Source organism: Klebsiella sp. CTHL.F3a, assembly GCF_019890895.1.
In the GTDB taxonomy this organism is placed as follows: domain Bacteria; phylum Pseudomonadota; class Gammaproteobacteria; order Enterobacterales; family Enterobacteriaceae; genus Klebsiella; species Klebsiella grimontii.
Genome location: NZ_CP082360.1, coordinates 2,132,180 through 2,149,285 on the forward strand (window position 1 = coordinate 2,132,180; position 17,106 = coordinate 2,149,285).

13 protein-coding genes, 1 tRNA gene and 1 pseudogene are annotated in these 17,106 nt (G+C 50.2%); 9 read left to right on the plus strand and 6 right to left on the minus strand.

What is annotated here, in order from left to right; all coding sequences use genetic code 11:
* Window positions 1–206: 206 nt before the first annotated feature.
* Entirely contained in the window at window positions 207–1,154 is a 948-nt protein-coding gene (locus K7H21_RS10055; protein WP_049115169.1) for a LysR substrate-binding domain-containing protein, read from the plus strand.
* Between the two features lie 14 nt (window positions 1,155–1,168).
* On the opposite strand, the gene K7H21_RS10060 is transcribed toward K7H21_RS10055, so the two are convergent.
* Window positions 1,169–2,167 carry an aldo/keto reductase gene (locus K7H21_RS10060; protein WP_049115168.1) on the minus strand — a complete coding sequence of 333 codons (999 nt, stop codon included), beginning with the start codon at window positions 2,165–2,167 and terminating at the stop codon, window positions 1,169–1,171.
* A gap of 100 nt (window positions 2,168–2,267) precedes the next feature.
* Between K7H21_RS10060 and K7H21_RS10065 the strand changes: the two genes are divergently transcribed.
* On the plus strand, window positions 2,268–3,182 hold the full coding sequence (locus K7H21_RS10065; protein WP_004122253.1) for a LysR family transcriptional regulator: 915 nt from the start codon (window positions 2,268–2,270) through the stop codon (window positions 3,180–3,182).
* A gap of 156 nt (window positions 3,183–3,338) precedes the next feature.
* Here K7H21_RS10065 and K7H21_RS10070 read toward each other — a convergent pair whose 3' ends face one another.
* Genes K7H21_RS10070 through K7H21_RS10080 form a run of 3 tightly spaced genes read right to left on the minus strand, consistent with a single transcriptional unit; the run spans window position 3,339 to window position 5,345 of the window.
* On the minus strand, window positions 3,339–4,106 hold the full coding sequence (locus tag K7H21_RS10070; protein ID WP_004122251.1) for a molybdopterin-dependent oxidoreductase: 768 nt from the start codon (window positions 4,104–4,106) through the stop codon (window positions 3,339–3,341).
* The gene (locus K7H21_RS10075) at window positions 4,096–4,704 is read right to left on the minus strand and encodes a cytochrome b/b6 domain-containing protein (protein ID WP_223035747.1); all 609 of its coding nucleotides are present in this window, start codon (window positions 4,702–4,704) and stop codon (window positions 4,096–4,098) included. Before K7H21_RS10075 ends, K7H21_RS10070 begins: the two co-directional genes overlap by 11 nt.
* A 14-nt stretch (window positions 4,705–4,718) precedes the next feature.
* On the minus strand, window positions 4,719–5,345 hold the full coding sequence (locus tag K7H21_RS10080) for a hypothetical protein (protein WP_112166276.1): 627 nt from the start codon (window positions 5,343–5,345) through the stop codon (window positions 4,719–4,721).
* 139 nt (window positions 5,346–5,484) lie between these two features.
* Between K7H21_RS10080 and K7H21_RS10085 the strand changes: the two genes are divergently transcribed.
* The 5 genes from K7H21_RS10085 to K7H21_RS10105 all read left to right on the plus strand — a co-directional run bounded on the left by K7H21_RS10085 (window position 5,485) and on the right by K7H21_RS10105 (window position 14,588).
* Window positions 5,485–6,156 carry a heavy metal response regulator transcription factor gene (locus K7H21_RS10085; RefSeq protein WP_004122240.1) on the plus strand — a complete coding sequence of 224 codons (672 nt, stop codon included), beginning with the start codon at window positions 5,485–5,487 and terminating at the stop codon, window positions 6,154–6,156.
* Complete coding sequence (locus K7H21_RS10090; RefSeq protein WP_223035748.1) at window positions 6,153–7,571, plus strand: heavy metal sensor histidine kinase; 1,419 nt, start codon at window positions 6,153–6,155, stop codon at window positions 7,569–7,571. Before K7H21_RS10085 ends, K7H21_RS10090 begins: the two co-directional genes overlap by 4 nt.
* Before the next feature lie 384 nt (window positions 7,572–7,955).
* Window positions 7,956–8,309, plus strand: a complete 354-nt coding sequence (locus tag K7H21_RS10095; protein ID WP_223035749.1) for a type II toxin-antitoxin system RelE/ParE family toxin — start codon at window positions 7,956–7,958, stop codon at window positions 8,307–8,309.
* Window positions 8,310–8,313: 4 nt separating this feature from the next.
* Entirely contained in the window at window positions 8,314–8,616 is a 303-nt protein-coding gene (locus tag K7H21_RS10100; RefSeq protein ID WP_142446694.1) for a helix-turn-helix domain-containing protein, read from the plus strand.
* 395 nt (window positions 8,617–9,011) lie between these two features.
* A complete protein-coding gene (locus K7H21_RS10105) occupies window positions 9,012–14,588 on the plus strand; it encodes a DUF3320 domain-containing protein (RefSeq protein ID WP_142481682.1) in 5,577 nt (1,858 codons plus the stop codon).
* A gap of 240 nt (window positions 14,589–14,828) precedes the next feature.
* Here the strand turns inward: K7H21_RS10105 and K7H21_RS28960 are convergent.
* Together K7H21_RS28960 and K7H21_RS10110 are read right to left on the minus strand one after the other, a co-directional pair.
* Window positions 14,829–15,195: pseudogene (locus K7H21_RS28960) on the minus strand (Arm DNA-binding domain-containing protein); the annotation flags it as partial.
* Window positions 15,196–15,356: 161 nt separating this feature from the next.
* A tRNA-Asn gene (locus K7H21_RS10110) sits at window positions 15,357–15,432 on the minus strand.
* Between the two features lie 6 nt (window positions 15,433–15,438).
* Here K7H21_RS10110 and K7H21_RS29345 point away from each other — a divergent pair.
* Window positions 15,439–15,618, plus strand: coding sequence for a DUF5951 family protein (locus K7H21_RS29345; RefSeq protein WP_220676329.1), 180 nt, complete (start codon window positions 15,439–15,441; stop codon window positions 15,616–15,618).
* An 8-nt stretch (window positions 15,619–15,626) separates the two neighbouring features.
* Entirely contained in the window at window positions 15,627–17,084 is a 1,458-nt protein-coding gene (locus tag K7H21_RS10120; RefSeq protein ID WP_123829136.1) for an EmmdR/YeeO family multidrug/toxin efflux MATE transporter, read from the plus strand.
* The last annotated feature ends 22 nt before the right edge of the window (window positions 17,085–17,106 follow it).

Sequence of the window (17,106 nt, forward strand, 5' to 3'; positions counted from 1 at the left end):
GTTTTCCTGTCTCTGTGAAATGACGCATCTCAATTCATTGCTACGAATGGCGACTCAATAGCGGCTGGTTAACGCTTCATCACCGGTAGTGAACAGACATTACAATAAAATGTGCATAGCGAATATCATCGGTATCTAACGGATCGGGTTAGCATTACTGACAGGTTGTTGGTCACGTATATTGAGTTAAGCTGCGGGAGTGAAGCATGTCGGATTTTCCACCTATTGCCAGTTTGCGTAGTTTTGAAGCCGTGGCCCGGCTTGGCAGCGTGACGTTGGCGGCGAAAGAACTTCACGTTACGCATTCAGCCATCAGCCAGCAGATTAAAGTGTTGGAGGAGATGGTCGGTTTAAAGCTGTTTATCCGTCACGGTCGCGGCGTGCAGATTAATGAAGACGGGCGGCTCTATGCCTTACAGGTCCGCGAGGCATTGCATCATATCGCTGATGCCACCCGGCTGGTGCAGGTCAAACCGCGAAGGCAGGAGCTGACGCTGGCGATGGTACCCTCCTTTGGTAGCCACTGGTTAGTGCCGCGACTGGAGCGGTTTCGGGCGACATATCCCCATATCTCGCTGCGCATACAGGCAAGCCTGGCGATCGCCAGTATGCAGCAGGAAGGGATTGATATGGCGATCCGTATGGGCAAAGGCGACTGGGAAGGAATGGAAAGCCATTATCTTTTCGCCGATGAGCTTATCGTCGTGGCCGCGCCATCCTATAACGACGGCGTGCTTCCCCAAACACCGTCAGAGATAGCGAAGAGTAAAATTATCTTCTCGATGGAGTCGTGGAAAACATGGTGCATTAATGCGGGGCTTGAAAGAGAGATTGTGCCCGGCGGTTTGTGCATCAACGACTCGAACCTGGTTCTGGAGGCCGTCCGGCTTGGAAAAGGTATCGCGCTGGAACGCCGCTCTTTAGTTCAGGATGCGCTCTCTAGAGGCGAACTGGTACAGCTTACGCCTTTCACCGCCCCTTATCCCTGGCCTTACTGGCTGGTGTCGTCGCAGGCCGCTGAACAGAAAACCGAAGCCGTTCTGTTCAAAGCCTGGCTTGATGAGGAGGTTGCTGCATGGGGTCAACAAACTGGCGCGCTGGAAGAGAAACATGCGCGAGACGGAAACCGTAGCTCCCGCCCGGAGGCGGGATAATTTAGAGTAGGATGTTACTTATCGATTAAATTAAAATCATCCTGGTTATATCTTAATCCGTGAACATGGTCAGGAGTAAAGATAAAATCAATGGCTTTAATATCAGCATCGGAAATGTCCAGGCTGACTGCGCCGGCATTATCCCGCATATGCGCTATTTTCCGCGCGCCGGGAATAGGGACGATATCATCGCCTTTACTCATCACCCATGCGAGTGCGAGTTGGGCCAGGGTACAACCATATTTATCGGTTATCTCCCGCAGTTGACTGAGCAGCTGCTGGTTTTTTTGCAGGGCATCGTTCTGGAAGCGAGGGAGATTGCGACGAAAATCATCATCGGCGAAGCCGGACCGGTCGGTGATTTTTCCCGTTAAAAATCCGCGCCCCAGTGGGCTATAGGGCACAAATCCTACCCCTAATTCGCGGCAGGCTTTGAGAATGTTTTCTTCCGGTTCGCGAGTCCAGAGAGAATATTCAGTCTGAACGGCGGCGATCGGATGAACTTCACAGGCCCGGCGTAAAGTATCGGCAGAGACCTCGGAAAGTCCGATGTGGAGAACTTTCCCTTCCTTGACAAGTTCTGCCATTGTGCCCACCACGTCTTCAACGGGAACGGTGGGATCAACGCGGTGCTGATAAAGGAGATCAATCGTGTCGACGTTGAGACGTTTAAGCGAGCCTTCTACCGCTTCGCGGATATGTTCAGGGCGGCTGTCAACGCCGGCCATACGCTCAAGCCCGTGGCCGCCAGGAAGAATGTGGAAACCAAATTTGGTCGCGATTTGTACCTTGTCACGAATTCCTTTGATGGCTTTCCCGACCAGCACTTCATTATCAAATGGTCCATAAACTTCCGCCGTATCAAGGAAAGTAATCCCCAAATCAACCGCAGCGTGAATGGTGTTAATTGCCTGCGACTCTTCGGCGCCACCATAGGCAAAACTCATCCCCATACAGCCCAGACCTAATGCCGACACCTGAAGTTTGTTCTTTCCCAGATAACGTGTTTTCACCTTATTTTCCTCATTTACCAAGTGTGCTTAGATATATACTTCCAATTTACATTCACAACAATTAATCTCTCTCTAATGCAGTATTTTACGGATGTTAACAATGAAAAATATTCCCGAATTGCAACATGTAGAAATGCTTATTCTTATTGTGAAACATGGAAGTTTTCGTCAGGCAGCAAAAGAGTTGAATATTTCTCCACCAACGTTAACCATCGCCATAAATAATCTGGAAGAGAAACTGGGCGCGAGGCTTCTAAATCGTTCTACGCGCAGTCTTTCTCTGACCGCTATCGGCCAGGAATTTCTGAATGACGTTACTCCTGTGCTCAATGACTACAGGCGGGTGATTGATAACCTTAATGAGCACAGGGCAAAGCCGGAAGGGGTGGTGAGAGTAAATTTGCCGCGAGTCGTGCTGGATCTCTTCTTTCAACGCTATTTCGTGCAGTTCAAAAAAGATTATCCAGATATTAAACTTGAATTATTCACCACCGACAGGAAAATAAATATTATCGATTCAGGGTTTGATGCGGGGATTCGCTACACGCAAGATGTGCCGAAGGATATGATTGCAGTACCCTTTGGAGAAGAGCTCTCTCTTATTGCAGTGGCGAGTCCAGATTTTATAAAAAAGTCAGGGGTACCCTCCTCACCGAAGGACCTCGTGAATTTCAGATGCATCAATCGTTGCTTTCCTGGCGGGCAGCTTTATCGTTGGGAGTTTCTCAACGCTGAGGGCGATAAAACGGAAGTTGCTGTTAAAGGCGATCTTGTTATTGATTCCGATGCGGCAATGATACAGGCTGCGGAATCCGGATTAGGGATTGCTTTTGTGTATGAGAATCTGGTTAAGGTTCAAATTAAAGAAGGCAGTCTTATCCGCCTGCTTTCTGATTATTATTACCCCGCCGATCGTTTTACTATTTATTATCCGAGCCGCAAACATATCCCCGTGCCGCTGAGAACATTTATAACATGGGTGATGTCGATGAATAAAAATATTCTCCAGCAATAGAATGTGAAAAGGCGGGTGAAAATAACCTGGCTTAAAACCGATCCTATCACCCTCTTTTGTCTTGTCGTACTCCGGATGCCTCTTCGGTTTGTCGTCCGGTCGCGATCCCGCGCCATTAACGCTGCCCGATGCCGTTTTACCGGCGCAGCGCGGGCGCTAAATACCGCTAAACCAGTTATAGCCCTGATCCTCCCAGTAGCCTCCAGGGTTGGTATCGCTGACGAAAATGGCGGCGATATGCTTAGCGTTTTTGAACCCCAGCTTGGTCGGCACCCGCAGTCGTAGCGGAAAACCATACTCCGCCGGCAGCGGCTGACCTGCAAAATCCAGCGCCAGAATGGTTTGCGGGTGCAGCGCGGTGGCCATATCAATACTGGAATAATAGCGATCCGCGCACTTAAAGCCGACATAGCGCGCGTTGAGGTCGGCGCCGACGTGTTGCAGGAATAGCTTGAGCGGTACGCCGCCCCATTGACCAATCGCGCTCCAGCCTTCAATGCAGATCAGCCGGGTGATCTGGCTCTGTTGCGGCAGACGCTGTAGCTGTTCCAGCGTCCACGGCGCTTTTTTCTCCACTTTACCGGAGACTTCCAGACGATAGTCGAACAGATCGACTTCCGGCGCGTTATATTCCGGATAAAAAGCGTTAAACGGAAAGGGGTGGGTAATTTGGTCCGGACGGTAAGTCTGGGCCAGGCGCTGGCCGCTGAACAGCCAGGACTGGACCCGATCGTTCCAGCGCGACATAGCCCACAGCACTTTGTCGACTTGATCGCCATCCTGCATGTTGCATCCGGTCAGCATCGCCACGCCTCCCAGCGTCAGCCCGGATCGCAGAAGTAATCGGCGCTGCACATTTACCAGCTGTTTTTTCTGATCCGGCTCGAGCGCGGGCGCGCGGCGAGTTGGCGCTTTACCCTTCATGTTTACCTCCTGACAGCATGGCCCACAGGGTGGAAGGTACGATTAACACCATCAGCACATGGATAACGACGAACAGCCCGATACCTGCCATGGCGCAGAAGTGGACATAGCGCGCGACAGGAAAACCGCCGAACAGCGCCACCAGCCAGTAGAGCTGTACCGGTTTCCAGATAGCCAGCCCGGAGAGCACCAGCAGCAGGCCGAGCGCCATAACGCCGAGGTACATTAGCTTTTGAATCGCATTGTAATGGCCGAGGCGATGGTTCAGCCGCAGCGTTAAGGTCAGCCAGATATCCTGCCGGAGCGCGGCCAGACGTAGCGGCAGCAGGTCGCGGCGTAGATGGCCGCTGAACAGACTCCACAGCAGGTAGCAAACAGAGTTAACGATCAGCAGCCACATGACCGCCAGGTGCCAGCCAATCGCGCCGCCCAGCCAGCCGCCCAGGGTGAGGGAGGGCGGAAAGCGGAAGTCGAACAGCGGCGAAGCGTTGTAGATTTCCCAGCCGCTCATGAACATTCCGATCATGGCGACCAGATTCACCCAGTGGGTGAGCCTGACCGGCCAGCGATGTACTGGCCGCGACGCGTTGGTTTTCATGCACGTCTCCTGGATTACATCGGCGGTACGGTACCGTCTTTTCCGGCGGAAATGCGGGTGGCGACGCGCTCGCCTTTATCGTTAGTGGCGGAGAACAGCACGATATGCGTACCGGGCTTCAGCAGGCCGCGATCGCCGGGATTGATGGTCACCACCGGCGTATCGTCAGGGACGATGACGTTTTTTTGCCGATCGCCGTATTTAACGGTTAGCGTGCGGCCGTTGGCGTTTACCAGCTTGCCGATGGTGCCGTTGGTCATGGTGTTGATTTTACCGTCGGCGGACTCCCACGGAGAGTGTCCTTCGCCCGTGCCGCGAAGGCTGGCGGCAAACACGTGTACTTCCAGCGCCTTCAGGCTACCGTCGGCCTGGGGGACCGCTGCGGTGCCGATAAAGCTGTCCGGCTTGATATCGTCGATCGAACCTTTGGCGACGCTAAAAACCTGCGTTTTGTCGTTGAGCTTTACGTCGACCTTTTCCCCTTGACGGTTGCTGATTTGCAGATCGGTATCCGAGACCTGGGCGATGGTGCCGCGCAGCGGCGCGATAGCTTTAGCCGGCGCCTGCTCTGCAGCGGCGATGCCGCTGCAGAGCATCAGGGTGGACAACAGTAAACCGGCAATACGATGGCGTGTATGCATGACATTCTCCTGTAATGGTTTGCCGGTTAAGCATGGCCAGGCGATCGGGACAACACCATGTCCGTTTGATGACATTAATGTCATCAAGACGCGGCGCAGAAACTGTTAATCTGTCCGCAGACGTGAAGAGGTGTTAAGCATGCGCATATTGGTGGTGGAAGATGATATCGGAACCGGTAATTACCTGAAGAAGGGGTTAACGGAGGCCGGATACGGCGTTGATTTGGCGCGCGACGGTACCGACGGCTTATTTCGGGCGCTGGAGTATGGTTACGATGCGATTGTGCTCGACGTCATGCTGCCCGGGCTTGACGGCTGGCAGATTATTGATGTTTTACGCAAGAAAAGCGATGTGCCGATACTGTTTCTTACCGCCCGCGACGAGGTGCAGGACCGTATTCATGGCCTGGAGCTGGGGGCGGACGATTACCTGGTCAAACCTTTCTCCTTTACCGAACTGGTGCTCAGGTTACGTACGCTGTTGCGCCGCGGAACCGTACGGGAATCCGATCGCTATGACATTGCCGACCTGCATATTGATGTGCTGCGGCGCAGAGCCACCCGTCAGGACACCGTAATACCGCTAACCAACAAAGAGTTTATGTTGTTGCATCTGCTGGTCCGGCGTGAAGGAGAGGTGCTGTCGCGCACCATGATCGCTTCGCAGGTATGGGATATGAATTTCGACAGCGACACCAACGTGGTGGATGTGGCGATCAAACGCCTGCGCGCCAAAATCGACCGGCCGTTCGATATCAAACTTATTCATACCGTACGCGGCATCGGCTACGTTTGCGAGGTCCGCTCATGAAGGTGCTGGCCCGGCGCTGGCAGGCGACATCGTTGACGCTGCGAAGCGCCGTTCTGTTTGCCCTGGTTGCAGCGCTGGTGGTCAGCGCCGCCGGGGGTTACTTATATCACGCCATGCGTCAGGAGATGATTCACCGTAGCGATCGGCAGGTGACCGGGCGCATAGAATATTACCGAAACGTCCTGAGTAAACGCTTTCCGCTGGAGCGGCTGGTGGCGAACACCGGGATGTTCGAAAACATGTTGGGCAACGAGCAGGACGTTTTAATCTTTCGTATTCCGGGACAGGCTCCGTTAATTAAGGTGAATCCTGCCAGGATTCAATTACCGTCGGTGACGCCGACGCCGGCGGATCGTCCGCAGCGCCTGAATGAGGTACAGGGCGGGATGACCGGGCAGGGGGTTCCGCTGCGTGTGGCGTCGGGGCTGGTGACGCTGGAAGATGGCAGGGTACTGCAAATTTCTGTCGCGCATGTGATGGTAAATGAACAGAAAATGCTGGCGCGCTACCTGTGGCGCGTCATCGCGGCGGTGGCGGCGGCTTTTTTGGTGATTGCGCTGCTGGGCTACTGGGTGATGCGTCGCGAGCTGCGGCCATTAAGGCGTATGGCCGCTGAGGCGGCGGTCATCACGCCCAGTACGCTGGCGACTCGCCTGAGCGAACAGGACGCACCGCAGGAGCTGCAGCAGCTGATTGTCTCCTTCAACGCCATGCTCGACAGGCTCAACGAAGGCTATCAGCGCCTGACGCGGTTTTCCGCCGATCTGGCCCATGAGATCCGCACGCCGGTGGGGGCGCTAATGGGCCAGTGTCAGGTGGCGCTGTATCAGCCTCGCAGCGTGGAGGAGTATGAAACGTTGCTCTCCAGCAACATGGAGGAGCTGGAACGCATTTCACGCATGGTGGAAAATATTCTGTTTCTGGCGCGCGCCAGCCATGCGCAGTCGGTGCTGAACTGCCGGGAACTGGATATTGCTCAGGAGCTACAGCGTGTCGCGGATTATTTCGAGGGGCTGGCGGAGGAGCGCGAAATTCAGCTGATTTGCGAAGGTGAAGGGCAACTGCGGGCCGATGCGATGCTGTTTCAGAGGGCATTAAGCAACCTGGTGGCCAACGCGGTTCGCTATGCCGATGAAGCGAGCCAAATCATCTTACGAGCCGGCATGGAAGAAAACCGACAGATTATTCAGGTGATTAATCAAGGCCCGCCGATTGCGCAGGTACATCTGGAAAAGCTGTTTGAGCGTTTCTATCGTGCAGACGCCGCGCGCAGTAGCCACGCCAGCGGGCTGGGATTGTCGATCGTACGCGCAATTATGACTCTGCACGGCGGTGAGGCCCGCGCTCAGTGCCTGCCGCAGCAGCCGGGCGCGCAAATCGTTTTCAGCCTGATTTTCCCGAAACGCTCAACGTAGCGGTAAACAAAAAGCCCGCTTAAGTTTCCTTAAGCGGGCTTTTCTAATATGGCTCCTCTGACTGGGATCGCCTTTGCCATTAACGGGCTGATTGAAAAGCTAAATCCCGAAATTAGGGTTGTCGAGACTCTCTGAGTTGCAGGCGGGAGACCGAGAGAACGTCAGTGACGCGCGACAACTCAGCATGCACTGTGCCAATACCTGAACGGCTTTTTCGGGACAGGTCGTAAAACGGTGAATGCCTTGCATGTTATTCACTGAAATAGCTGAATGCGTCTTCAGCTTTGCAGTAACGACGCATGAATCTCGTGTCCCCTCTCTCCATAATCAATTTTATAGGTTTACACCTATATAGTATTTGACCTATATTGATTTGGAGGTCCCGTGTGGATGATTAAAACAACGGATACGTTTGAGCGCTGGTTTACCTCGCTCAACGATACCGATAGGGCCAGCGTGCTTGCAGCGCTGTTGGTCCTGCGAGAAAAGGGGCCGGGTTTGTCCAGACCTTATGCCGATACGCTCAGAGGCTCCCGCTACAGCAACATGAAAGAGTTGCGTATTCAGAGCCGGGGCGAGCCGATACGGGCATTTTTCGCTTTTGACCCGGCCCGTACCGGTATTGTGCTTTGCGCCGGAAATAAGGTCAGCAATGAAAAACGTTTTTACGATGAGATTCTCCCGGTGGCTGACCGGGAATATACGAACTGGCTGAACATATTAAAAGAGAAGGAGTAACGCGATGGGCAGAACGCTGGAACAGCTTATTGCGGATGAAAAACCTGAAGTTGTGGCCGAAGCCGAGGCTATGGCTAAGGATATTTTGCTCAATATTCACCTTGCTGAGTTGCGTGAGAGGGTGCAGAAAACGCAGGTGGAAATGGCGCAGGAATTAGGTATCAAGCAGCCTACCGTCGCGGGAATGGAAAAACCGGGCCGCGACCTGAAGCTCTCCACGCTCAAACGTTACGTTGAAGCCACCGGCGGCAAGCTACGTCTTGATGTTGAGTTGCCGGATGGTTCTCACTACGGATTTGAACTGTAAACCGTGAGCGGTTGAGCAGCGGAACGGTCAGCCTGAAAAGCAAAAATCCCGCTTAGTTTCCTGAGCGGGATTTTCTAATAGGGTTCCCCTGGCTGGGATCGCCTTTGCCATTAACTGGCTAATAAGTAGGCTAAGCCTGAAGTCCCTATCCTTTCAATGATAAAGGTATCTTAACAGTAAGGGGGCACTCCATAGGAAACAGGTCAAGGCCTGTAACTCATTTATCAGAATGAACCTACTATGGATACCATTCTACCTACCTTGATTTCAAAGATATCTATTAGAATTGTCCTAAAAAAATGGCTAAGATAGTAGGATTCTGACGTTGAATACCTTCGTTACACTATAGATTGGGTATGCAATGATGATGTTATGGAACCTACGGAATCCCAGCCATGAATGATAACGAAGACTCACTGTTTAAGAATAATAATCTTTCTCTTCAGCAAAAACTAGAGCGAGCTCGTACAGAGCTTCTTGACTTATCTGCGCGCAATAAACTCCTCAATATTCCTCGCTCTAAAACAACCAAACTCTTAGAAATTATCGATGAGAGGTCTACTGAGATTTATCGTTTACTGGTTAAAGAAGGAAAAGTATTTACTTTTCTACCGGGACGGGAAGGCAAGAAGGGGGAGCTAATTGATGATGAGGGCATTGTATCGGATTCGGATGATGCTCTTGTTGATGATCGGCTGCTTGTTTTTGATGATGATGTTGATCCAAAAGCAATCAGTGCTGAGCATCAGGATACAAAACTACAAACAAGGCTAACTCCGCAAGGTTTGCAAAAGAGATTGTTGGATCTTTACCACGATTCTAAAACGTTAGAAGAAGAACAGGGTGTAAACATACTCTATCTGACGCTCGGTACCTTAAAATGGATTGATCCCAATAATAAAGAAAATGTTAGATATGCCCCTTTAATCTTGATCCCCGCGTCTCTTGAGCGTGGAACTGCTGGTGAGAGGTTTAAACTACGGGCAAGGCAGGATGAGATTATTGAAAACCTTTCTCTGGAGGCATATCTACAGCGAACACATGAGATTTTATTGCCTAAGATCAACACTGATGAGGAGCTGGATCTTTCTGGATATATCGATGAGGTTGCTCAGGCTGTGCAGACAAAGTCTGACTGGAGCGTTCAAGAAAACGATATTACTCTGGGGTTCTTCTCCTTCGCTAAATTCCTCATGTACCGGGATTTAGATCCAGAAAACTGGCCAGAGAATGACAATATCACAGAACAACCTCTTATCCAGTCACTTATGGTTGATGGGTTTGATGAGAGGGATGAAAGGATTTCAGATGATGCACCTATAGATCCTTTTATTTCGCCGAGGGATATGCTCCATATCATGGATAGCGATACTTCTCAAACTCTTGCTATCCATGATGTACGGAAAGGAAAAAACCTTATCATTCAAGGTCCTCCTGGGACAGGGAAATCTCAGACGATTGCGAATGTCATTGCTTCTGCAGTGGCAGATGGCAAAACTGTCTTATTTGTTGCAGAAAAAATGGCTGCTCTTGAAGTAGTGAAACGTCGCCTTGACCATGCGGGTGTGGGCGACGCCTGTTTAGAGTTGCATAGTAACAAGACGAATAAAAGGGTCTTCCTGGAGGAATTGAAAAGGGTCTGGGAGCTGGGATCGCCTAGAGGTGAGTTTCCAGACACACTGGTAGGAAACCTAACGGAGGCGAGGGATAAACTTAACGAGCATCCAGCAAGGCTGCACAAGATATATCATCCTTCAACTTTCTCTCCCTATCAGGTCATGGGGCATCTTGTTCGATTACGTCAGTTAGGCCAGGCCCCGACCGATTTTCATCTCGAAGAATTTGAACATTGGAATGCCAGCGATCTTGAGAAACGTCTTGAGCTCGTGAAAGAGATTGTTGATCGCATCCGAGATATTGGTTTGCCCGCTCAGCATCCGTGGAGTGGCGTTGGTCTTGAGCAGATATTACCTATAGATGTAGAAAAATTACTTCCACGTCTGCAAGAGCTTGAAAGAGATGTCGTACGTCTTAAAAACGTTGTTGCAAATCTGTCTGCTGAGCTTTCCGTTACACCCGTACCGGAAACATTCTCTTCAATTTATAAATTAGTTGAGGTTGCTGAATGTATCAATAAAGCACCAGACCTGTCAGCGGAAGCCTTTATTTCTGCTGTTTGGCATGATAAAGCGCCTGCAATCAAACGACTTGTTGCGGTGGGTAAGCAGTATCAGCAAGCCCGCTTAGATCTTGAGGTAGATATAGTAACTGAAGAAATTGAAACTCCAGTTACTGAGCTGGAAGATGCGCTGGCAAGGTTTCCTCGTGATTTTCAGGTTAATGGCTTTTCCGCCGCTCTTGCTCTGGTTAAACCTTTATCTAAGTTGCGTCTTGATGCTGCTCGTTTGCATGAAGAACTCGGTACTCAGGAAGGGTATTACACCGTTCAGGAAATAGAACGTCTTATCACCTTGGGTGAAAGAATTGCTGCTGCCCCTAATGCTAGTCCAGACGCCTTTATCGCATCAGTTTGGGATCATGGTATTGAGAAAGCTGCTGAACTGGTTGAGTCGATTGCCTCCTTCAGAACCGTTAGCGAAGCTCTTGATTCCCAAATTAATGAGGTAGCTTGGAATACGGATGTTCAGGAGGCCAGGAATCTTCTGGCTAGCCATACTGGTATTTTCCGATACCTCAATGGAAACTGGAGAAAAGCGAGGGGACTTGTTGGTTCTTTACTGCGAGATCGTTCGTTGCCCGTTGAGCAGCAGATCTTATTGTTGGACAAGTTGATTAGGGCGCAGGCAGAGAGGAAAAAAATTCAGGAAGGCAATGATTTTGGTCACTCTGCCTTCGGTAGCGATTGGCGTGGCGAAAGAAGTGACAGCTCTTCTTTAATGGCATTAGTTGAATGGATGAGAACGCTCCGTGGTGTAGGCGCTGAGGCTCGGCTGTTGGCCAGCCGACTTATCGACCGGGAAGGTGTGAAGCTCCGTGCGCAACAACTAAGTCAGTTACTACTGCAAGTTCGGACTCAGTTGGACATCCTATGGAGCGCGTTCGGTTTATCACCTGAGGAATATTTTTCCAATCAGGTATCTATCACCCGCGTCCCATTAGTTTTCATTGAAGAGAAAATCCAAAATCTCATAGCGATTGATGAACAATGCTTTCGTGTAATGATTAACCCTCCTGTTCGTATTGATGAGCGTAGCCAGCTAATTAACCGAATGGTTGAGTTGCAGAAACTGATTGCAGAAATACGTGCAGAAGCCCCGCTTGCAAAAAGCGCTTTTGACGGACAGTGGAAAGAGCTGTCATCTGATTGGGATTATCTGAGTCAGGCTTGTTCCTGGTTAGAGGAGAACGGTGCGTTACGTTTCGTAGCGGCAAAACTGACAGACAAAATTGAAACTGCCCATATTGCACGAGAAACTCACCTGTTCAGCCAAAAGATAGTCAATGAACTGGAACAAATCGCGACGGAATTAAAAGGAACTATCGGAACCCTTTTGGGCTCATCATCTGATAAATTAATGATAGCGCTTGTGTGCGAGAAACTTCAAACATGGGCTGAGAATTCAGAACAACTTTCTAAATGGGTTGCGTATCAGCATCGTATTACGCAGGCTCGAAAATATGGATTATCTGAGGTAGTAAAAAAACTCGCTAGTGGAGATCTTTCGCTAGATTCTGCTATTTCTGCCGTAGAGCGAACCTATTTTGAGTCGCTACTTAAAATTATGGCTCTCGAAGAACCCGATTTAGTGCGTTTTGATGGAGAGCTTCATTCTCGTCAGGTTGCAGGATTTGCAGAGCTTGACCTTAAACGTATCAAAGCCGCCAGTCTTGAGGTTGTGCGTGCCCATCATAGACAAATCCCTTCCAGGAGCGGCGGTATTGGCCCAGTGGGGGTTCTGCGTTCGGAAATGGTGAAAAAGAGGGGGCATCTACCAATTCGTCAGTTAATGCTGAAGGCTGGAGTGGCGATTCAAGCACTCAAGCCGGTCATGATGATGAGCCCGTTATCTGTTGCTCAATTCCTCATCCCGGGAAAACAAAAGTTCGATCTTCTGGTCATGGACGAAGCGAGTCAGATACAACCTGTTGATGCGATTGGTGCAATTGCTCGCTGTAAGCAGGTTGTGGTCGTCGGGGATGAACGCCAACTTCCACCTACACGATTCTTCGCTAAGATGACAGAATCTGCTGCTAATGATGATGGTGATGAAGTATCTCAGGTTGCGGATATAGAGAGTGTATTGGGCCTGTTTGTTGCCAGGGGATTACCTCAACGTATGTTGCGTTGGCACTATCGCAGCCGTCATCAATCCTTGATTGCTGTATCCAATAGTCAGTTCTATGAGAATAAACTCTTCATCGTGCCGAGTCCGTACACTCAGGAAGCAGGCATGGGTCTACAATTCCACCACATCCCGGATGGTGTGTTCGAATCAGGTGGTAAGGGAACCAATACGGTAGAAGCTAAAGCTGTCGCTAAAGCAATCATGGAGCATGCCCGTAAATATCCGGAACAGTCGCTCGGCGTTGCAACATTTTCTGTTTCCCAGCGTAAGGCTATTCAGGACGAGCTTGAATTACTACGCCGTCTGAATCCCGATTTAGAAGAGTTCTTCAATGCGCATCCGAGTGAGCCTTTCTTCGTTAAAAACCTTGAGAACGTACAAGGTGATGAGCGTGATGTAATTATGATCTCCGTCGGCTATGCCAGAAATACGCAAGGATACATGGCGATGCGTTTTGGTCCTCTGGGATCAGAGGGAGGGGAAAGAAGGTTGAACGTATTAATCAGTCGAGCCAAACGTCGATGTGAGGTTTTCGCTTCGATCACAGACGAAGATATTGATTTGGAAAGAGCAAAGGGCAAAGGTGTATTTGCCTTTAAACTCTTCCTACAATATGCCCGTACCGGTCGGATATCGTTAGCTCAACGGACTGAAAGAGAAATGGATAGTGTATTTGAAGAGCAGGTTGCTGATGCGCTTCAGAAAGCTGGTTATCAAGTCCATCCCCAGGTAGGTATTGCTGGATTCTTTATAGATTTAGCTATTGCTGATCCAGATATGCCAGGGCGATACTTGATTGGTATTGAGTGCGATGGCCGTGCTTATCATTCATCACGTTCTGCGCGAGAACGAGATCGCTTGCGTCAGGCTGTACTTGAAGATCATGGGTGGATTATCCATCGTATCTGGAGTACGGATTGGTTCCACCGGCCTGAAGAACAGTTGGAACGAACACTTCAGGCTATAGAGTCTGCCAAAAAAGAGCTCTCAGAACGGACTGAACAATTGAAGCAAAGGACTCGTGCGGTACCTGTTGAAATTGTGACTGTCGATAGAGGACCTGTAGTCGAGATTGGTCTTGTCGATTCGGATATTGCAAAAGAATCTGAGATTGCCTATGTGGAGGCTACCCCATCCGCTAATATGGGGTATGAACTGCATGAAACCCCATTGGGTATTCTCAGCGAAATTATTGAGCAGATAGTTGAGGTTGAATCTCCTGTTCATGTAAGCGAGGTTATCACCAGGTTGCGAACTGCCTGGGGATTACAACGTGCAGGGGCCAGAATTGAGGCCGTTGTGAACAGGGCTGTTAATCTGGTCTGCAACAAAGGTGATATCCTTCAGGATGGACAATTTTTAATACATCAGAAATCAAAGATTGTCTTACGAAACCGACAAAATGTTCAGTCGTTGGGACTGCGTAAATCCGAAATGTTGCCACCTCAAGAGATTGCTGTCGGTGTTTCACAGGTAGTAAAAAATAACCTTGGTGCGACAGAAGAAGAAATAGTTATGTCTATCTCTAGATCTCTTGGGTTTAAAGCAACAAGTGGGACCTTACGTAAAGTTATTTCAGAGGTAATTGAACAACTTCTCTTTAAAGGCGTTCTTCTAAAAGAAGATTCTCTGATTATTGAGAGTGGAAAAACAGTTATAGTGTGATTTTCCATATAAAGATAAACTCAAAGTATATTCTTTGAGTTTATCTTCGTTTAATTTTGAATAATGATTCATGGCGGATTCAATTCCGAAGTCACTTTATTGTATTTCATGACTGACCTGCTCTCCGTTGATTAATACTCCACGATATTAGTAACGTCTTCATTAGCAACTTGAGTGTAAGTATTCCTGTAAAACGAACCATCCACGTTGAGAGATCTTCCGACATACTGATTATGCTCCTCTGAGTTTAAGTTCGGTAACTGGCAGATGCCCTATAACCGAGAAGATATGATTCTGCATGCTGGCAAGTAGGCGGTCGGCGGTATTCTGCTACCATTTTTTTATTGTTCCTGTGCTAAGCCAGCACCACAGTTTTAAACGCTATTTCCGGCGTGCGTGAGCTGCGTTTAGTAGCCAGCCTCTGACAGAGAGACGACAGAATAGACATCCAGTGCAATGCGGGATTCTTTGCCGTTAAAACGATATTTGAGATACCAGAGACACGAGCCACCAGGATTGATGAGCAGAACAGACCATGAGAATCGGTCAGTTTAAAGGGGATTGCTGAAGGTTTAGTAGCGCGGATTTTGCTGTCAGTAAGGGACATGTGGTGGTCACTCCATTATCGAACTGAAATGACCCCAGATCAGACCACCAATTTGTCCCGATGCGGAGAGATAAATCAATATGCACCGAGACAAGTTTCTACGCTAACTCTCTGAATCAAAACACTATAGAGACATGCTGAGACGCATAGAAACAAGAATTTGGCTCCTCTGACTGGACTCGAACCAGTGACATACGGATTAACAGTCCGCCGTTCTACCGACTGAACTACAGAGGAATCGTTGTGGAGTCGTATCTTAGCGGCGAAAAAACTTTTGTCAAACATCTATTCGCCGTCTGTTGTTCAACTGGCGCATCCATCAACAAATTGTCGCCATTATCGACAATTTATCGGGAAAAATGCTTTGCAGGATTAGCTTTTCTCTATCATCATTTGAAATGTAGTTTCAACTTTTCTCACTAAGGTCTCCCTTGAACGTCACCGCCGCCTTACGCCAGTCCGTCGAACGCACGTCCTGGTTTAAAAAACGCAAGAGCTATCGCGTCCTCTACTGGCGTGAAATCAGCCCGCTTGCGGTCCCGATTTTGCTGGAAAACGCCTGCGTACTGCTGATGGGCGTGTTGAGTACTTTCCTGGTCAGTTGGCTCGGTAAAGAGGCCATGGCGGGCGTTGGCCTGGCCGATAGCTTCAACATGGTGATTATGTCCTTTTTTGCCGCCATCGACCTCGGTACGACCGTGGTGGTGGCGTTTAGCCTGGGCAAACGTGACCGGCGGCGGGCAAGGGCGGCAGCGCGCCAGTCGCTGGCGATAATGACCCTGTTTTCGATTATTCTCGCGGCCGTTATCCATGCTTTTGGCGCGGAAATTATTAATTTTGTCGCCGGAGATGCGACAGAAGAGGTGAAAGGTCTGGCGCTCACCTACCTTGAACTGACGGTATTGAGCTATCCAGCCGCGGCCATCGCCCTGATCGGCAGCGGCGCGCTACGCGGCGCTGGAACCACTAAAATTCCGCTGTTGATCAACGGCGGGATGAATATCCTTAACATTATCATCAGCAGCATCCTGATTTACGGCATTTTCTCGTGGCCCGGCATGGGATTCGTCGGCGCCGGTCTTGGATTGACGATTGCCCGCTATATTGGCGCGGTGGCCACCATTTGGGTGCTAATGATCGGTTTTAACCCAGCGCTACGCATTTCGCTGAAGAGCTATTTTAAGCCGTTTAACTTCGCCATTATCTGGGAAGTGATGGGTATCGGTATTCCCGCCAGCATTGAATCGGTCTTGTTTAACGGCGGCAAGCTGCTGACGCAAATGTTTGTCGCCGGGATGGGGACCAACGTGATTGCCGGCAACTTTATCGCCTTCTCGGTTGCCGCGCTGATCAACCTGCCGGGGAATGCCCTCGGTTCGGCGTCGACCATTATTACCGGCCGACGTCTCGGAAAAGGGCAGATTGGCCAGGCGGAGCGTCAGGCGTGGCATGTCTTCTGGCTGTCGACCATCATTTTGACGGTGATTGCCTGGGGAACCGCGCCACTTGCCGGTCTGATTGCCTCGTTCTATACCAGCGAAGAAGATGTCAAAGTGGTGGTAAAAGAGCTGCTGTGGCTGAACGCCTTCTTTATGCCGATTTGGGCGATGGCATGGACGTTGCCGTGCGCCTTTAAAGGGGCGCGTGACGTGCGCTACACCATGTGGGTCTCCATGCTGGGTATGTGGGGCTGTCGCGTGGTGGCGGGCTATACGCTGGGGATTGTACTGGGGATGGGTGTTATCGGCGTTTGGCTCGGGATGGTGCTTGACTGGGCGGTGCGCGGCGTTCTTTTTTACTGCCGAATGGTTAGCGGGCGCTGGCTGTGGAAGTATCCGCGAACGAAAGTGCGGGCCGATGAGACCCGCGCGCAGGTTGAAGAAACGTAACATGCGGTGGGCGAACGGGACT

Bases quoted from the DNA above. Each gene is read 5' to 3' on its own strand.
- K7H21_RS10055 (WP_049115169.1), top strand. From the start codon at position 207: ATGTCGGATTTTCCACCTATTGCCAGTTTGCGTAGTTTTGAAGCCGTG.
- K7H21_RS10065 (WP_004122253.1), top strand. From the start codon at position 2,268: ATGAAAAATATTCCCGAATTGCAACATGTAGAAATGCTTATTCTTATT.
- K7H21_RS10070 (WP_004122251.1), bottom strand. From the start codon at position 4,106: ATGAAGGGTAAAGCGCCAACTCGCCGCGCGCCCGCGCTCGAGCCGGAT.
- K7H21_RS10075 (WP_223035747.1), bottom strand. From the start codon at position 4,704: ATGAAAACCAACGCGTCGCGGCCAGTACATCGCTGGCCGGTCAGGCTC.
- K7H21_RS10080 (WP_112166276.1), bottom strand. From the start codon at position 5,345: ATGCATACACGCCATCGTATTGCCGGTTTACTGTTGTCCACCCTGATG.
- K7H21_RS10085 (WP_004122240.1), top strand. From the start codon at position 5,485: ATGCGCATATTGGTGGTGGAAGATGATATCGGAACCGGTAATTACCTG.
- K7H21_RS10090 (WP_223035748.1), top strand. From the start codon at position 6,153: ATGAAGGTGCTGGCCCGGCGCTGGCAGGCGACATCGTTGACGCTGCGA.
- K7H21_RS10100 (WP_142446694.1), top strand. From the start codon at position 8,314: ATGGGCAGAACGCTGGAACAGCTTATTGCGGATGAAAAACCTGAAGTT.
- K7H21_RS10105 (WP_142481682.1), top strand. From the start codon at position 9,012: ATGAATGATAACGAAGACTCACTGTTTAAGAATAATAATCTTTCTCTT.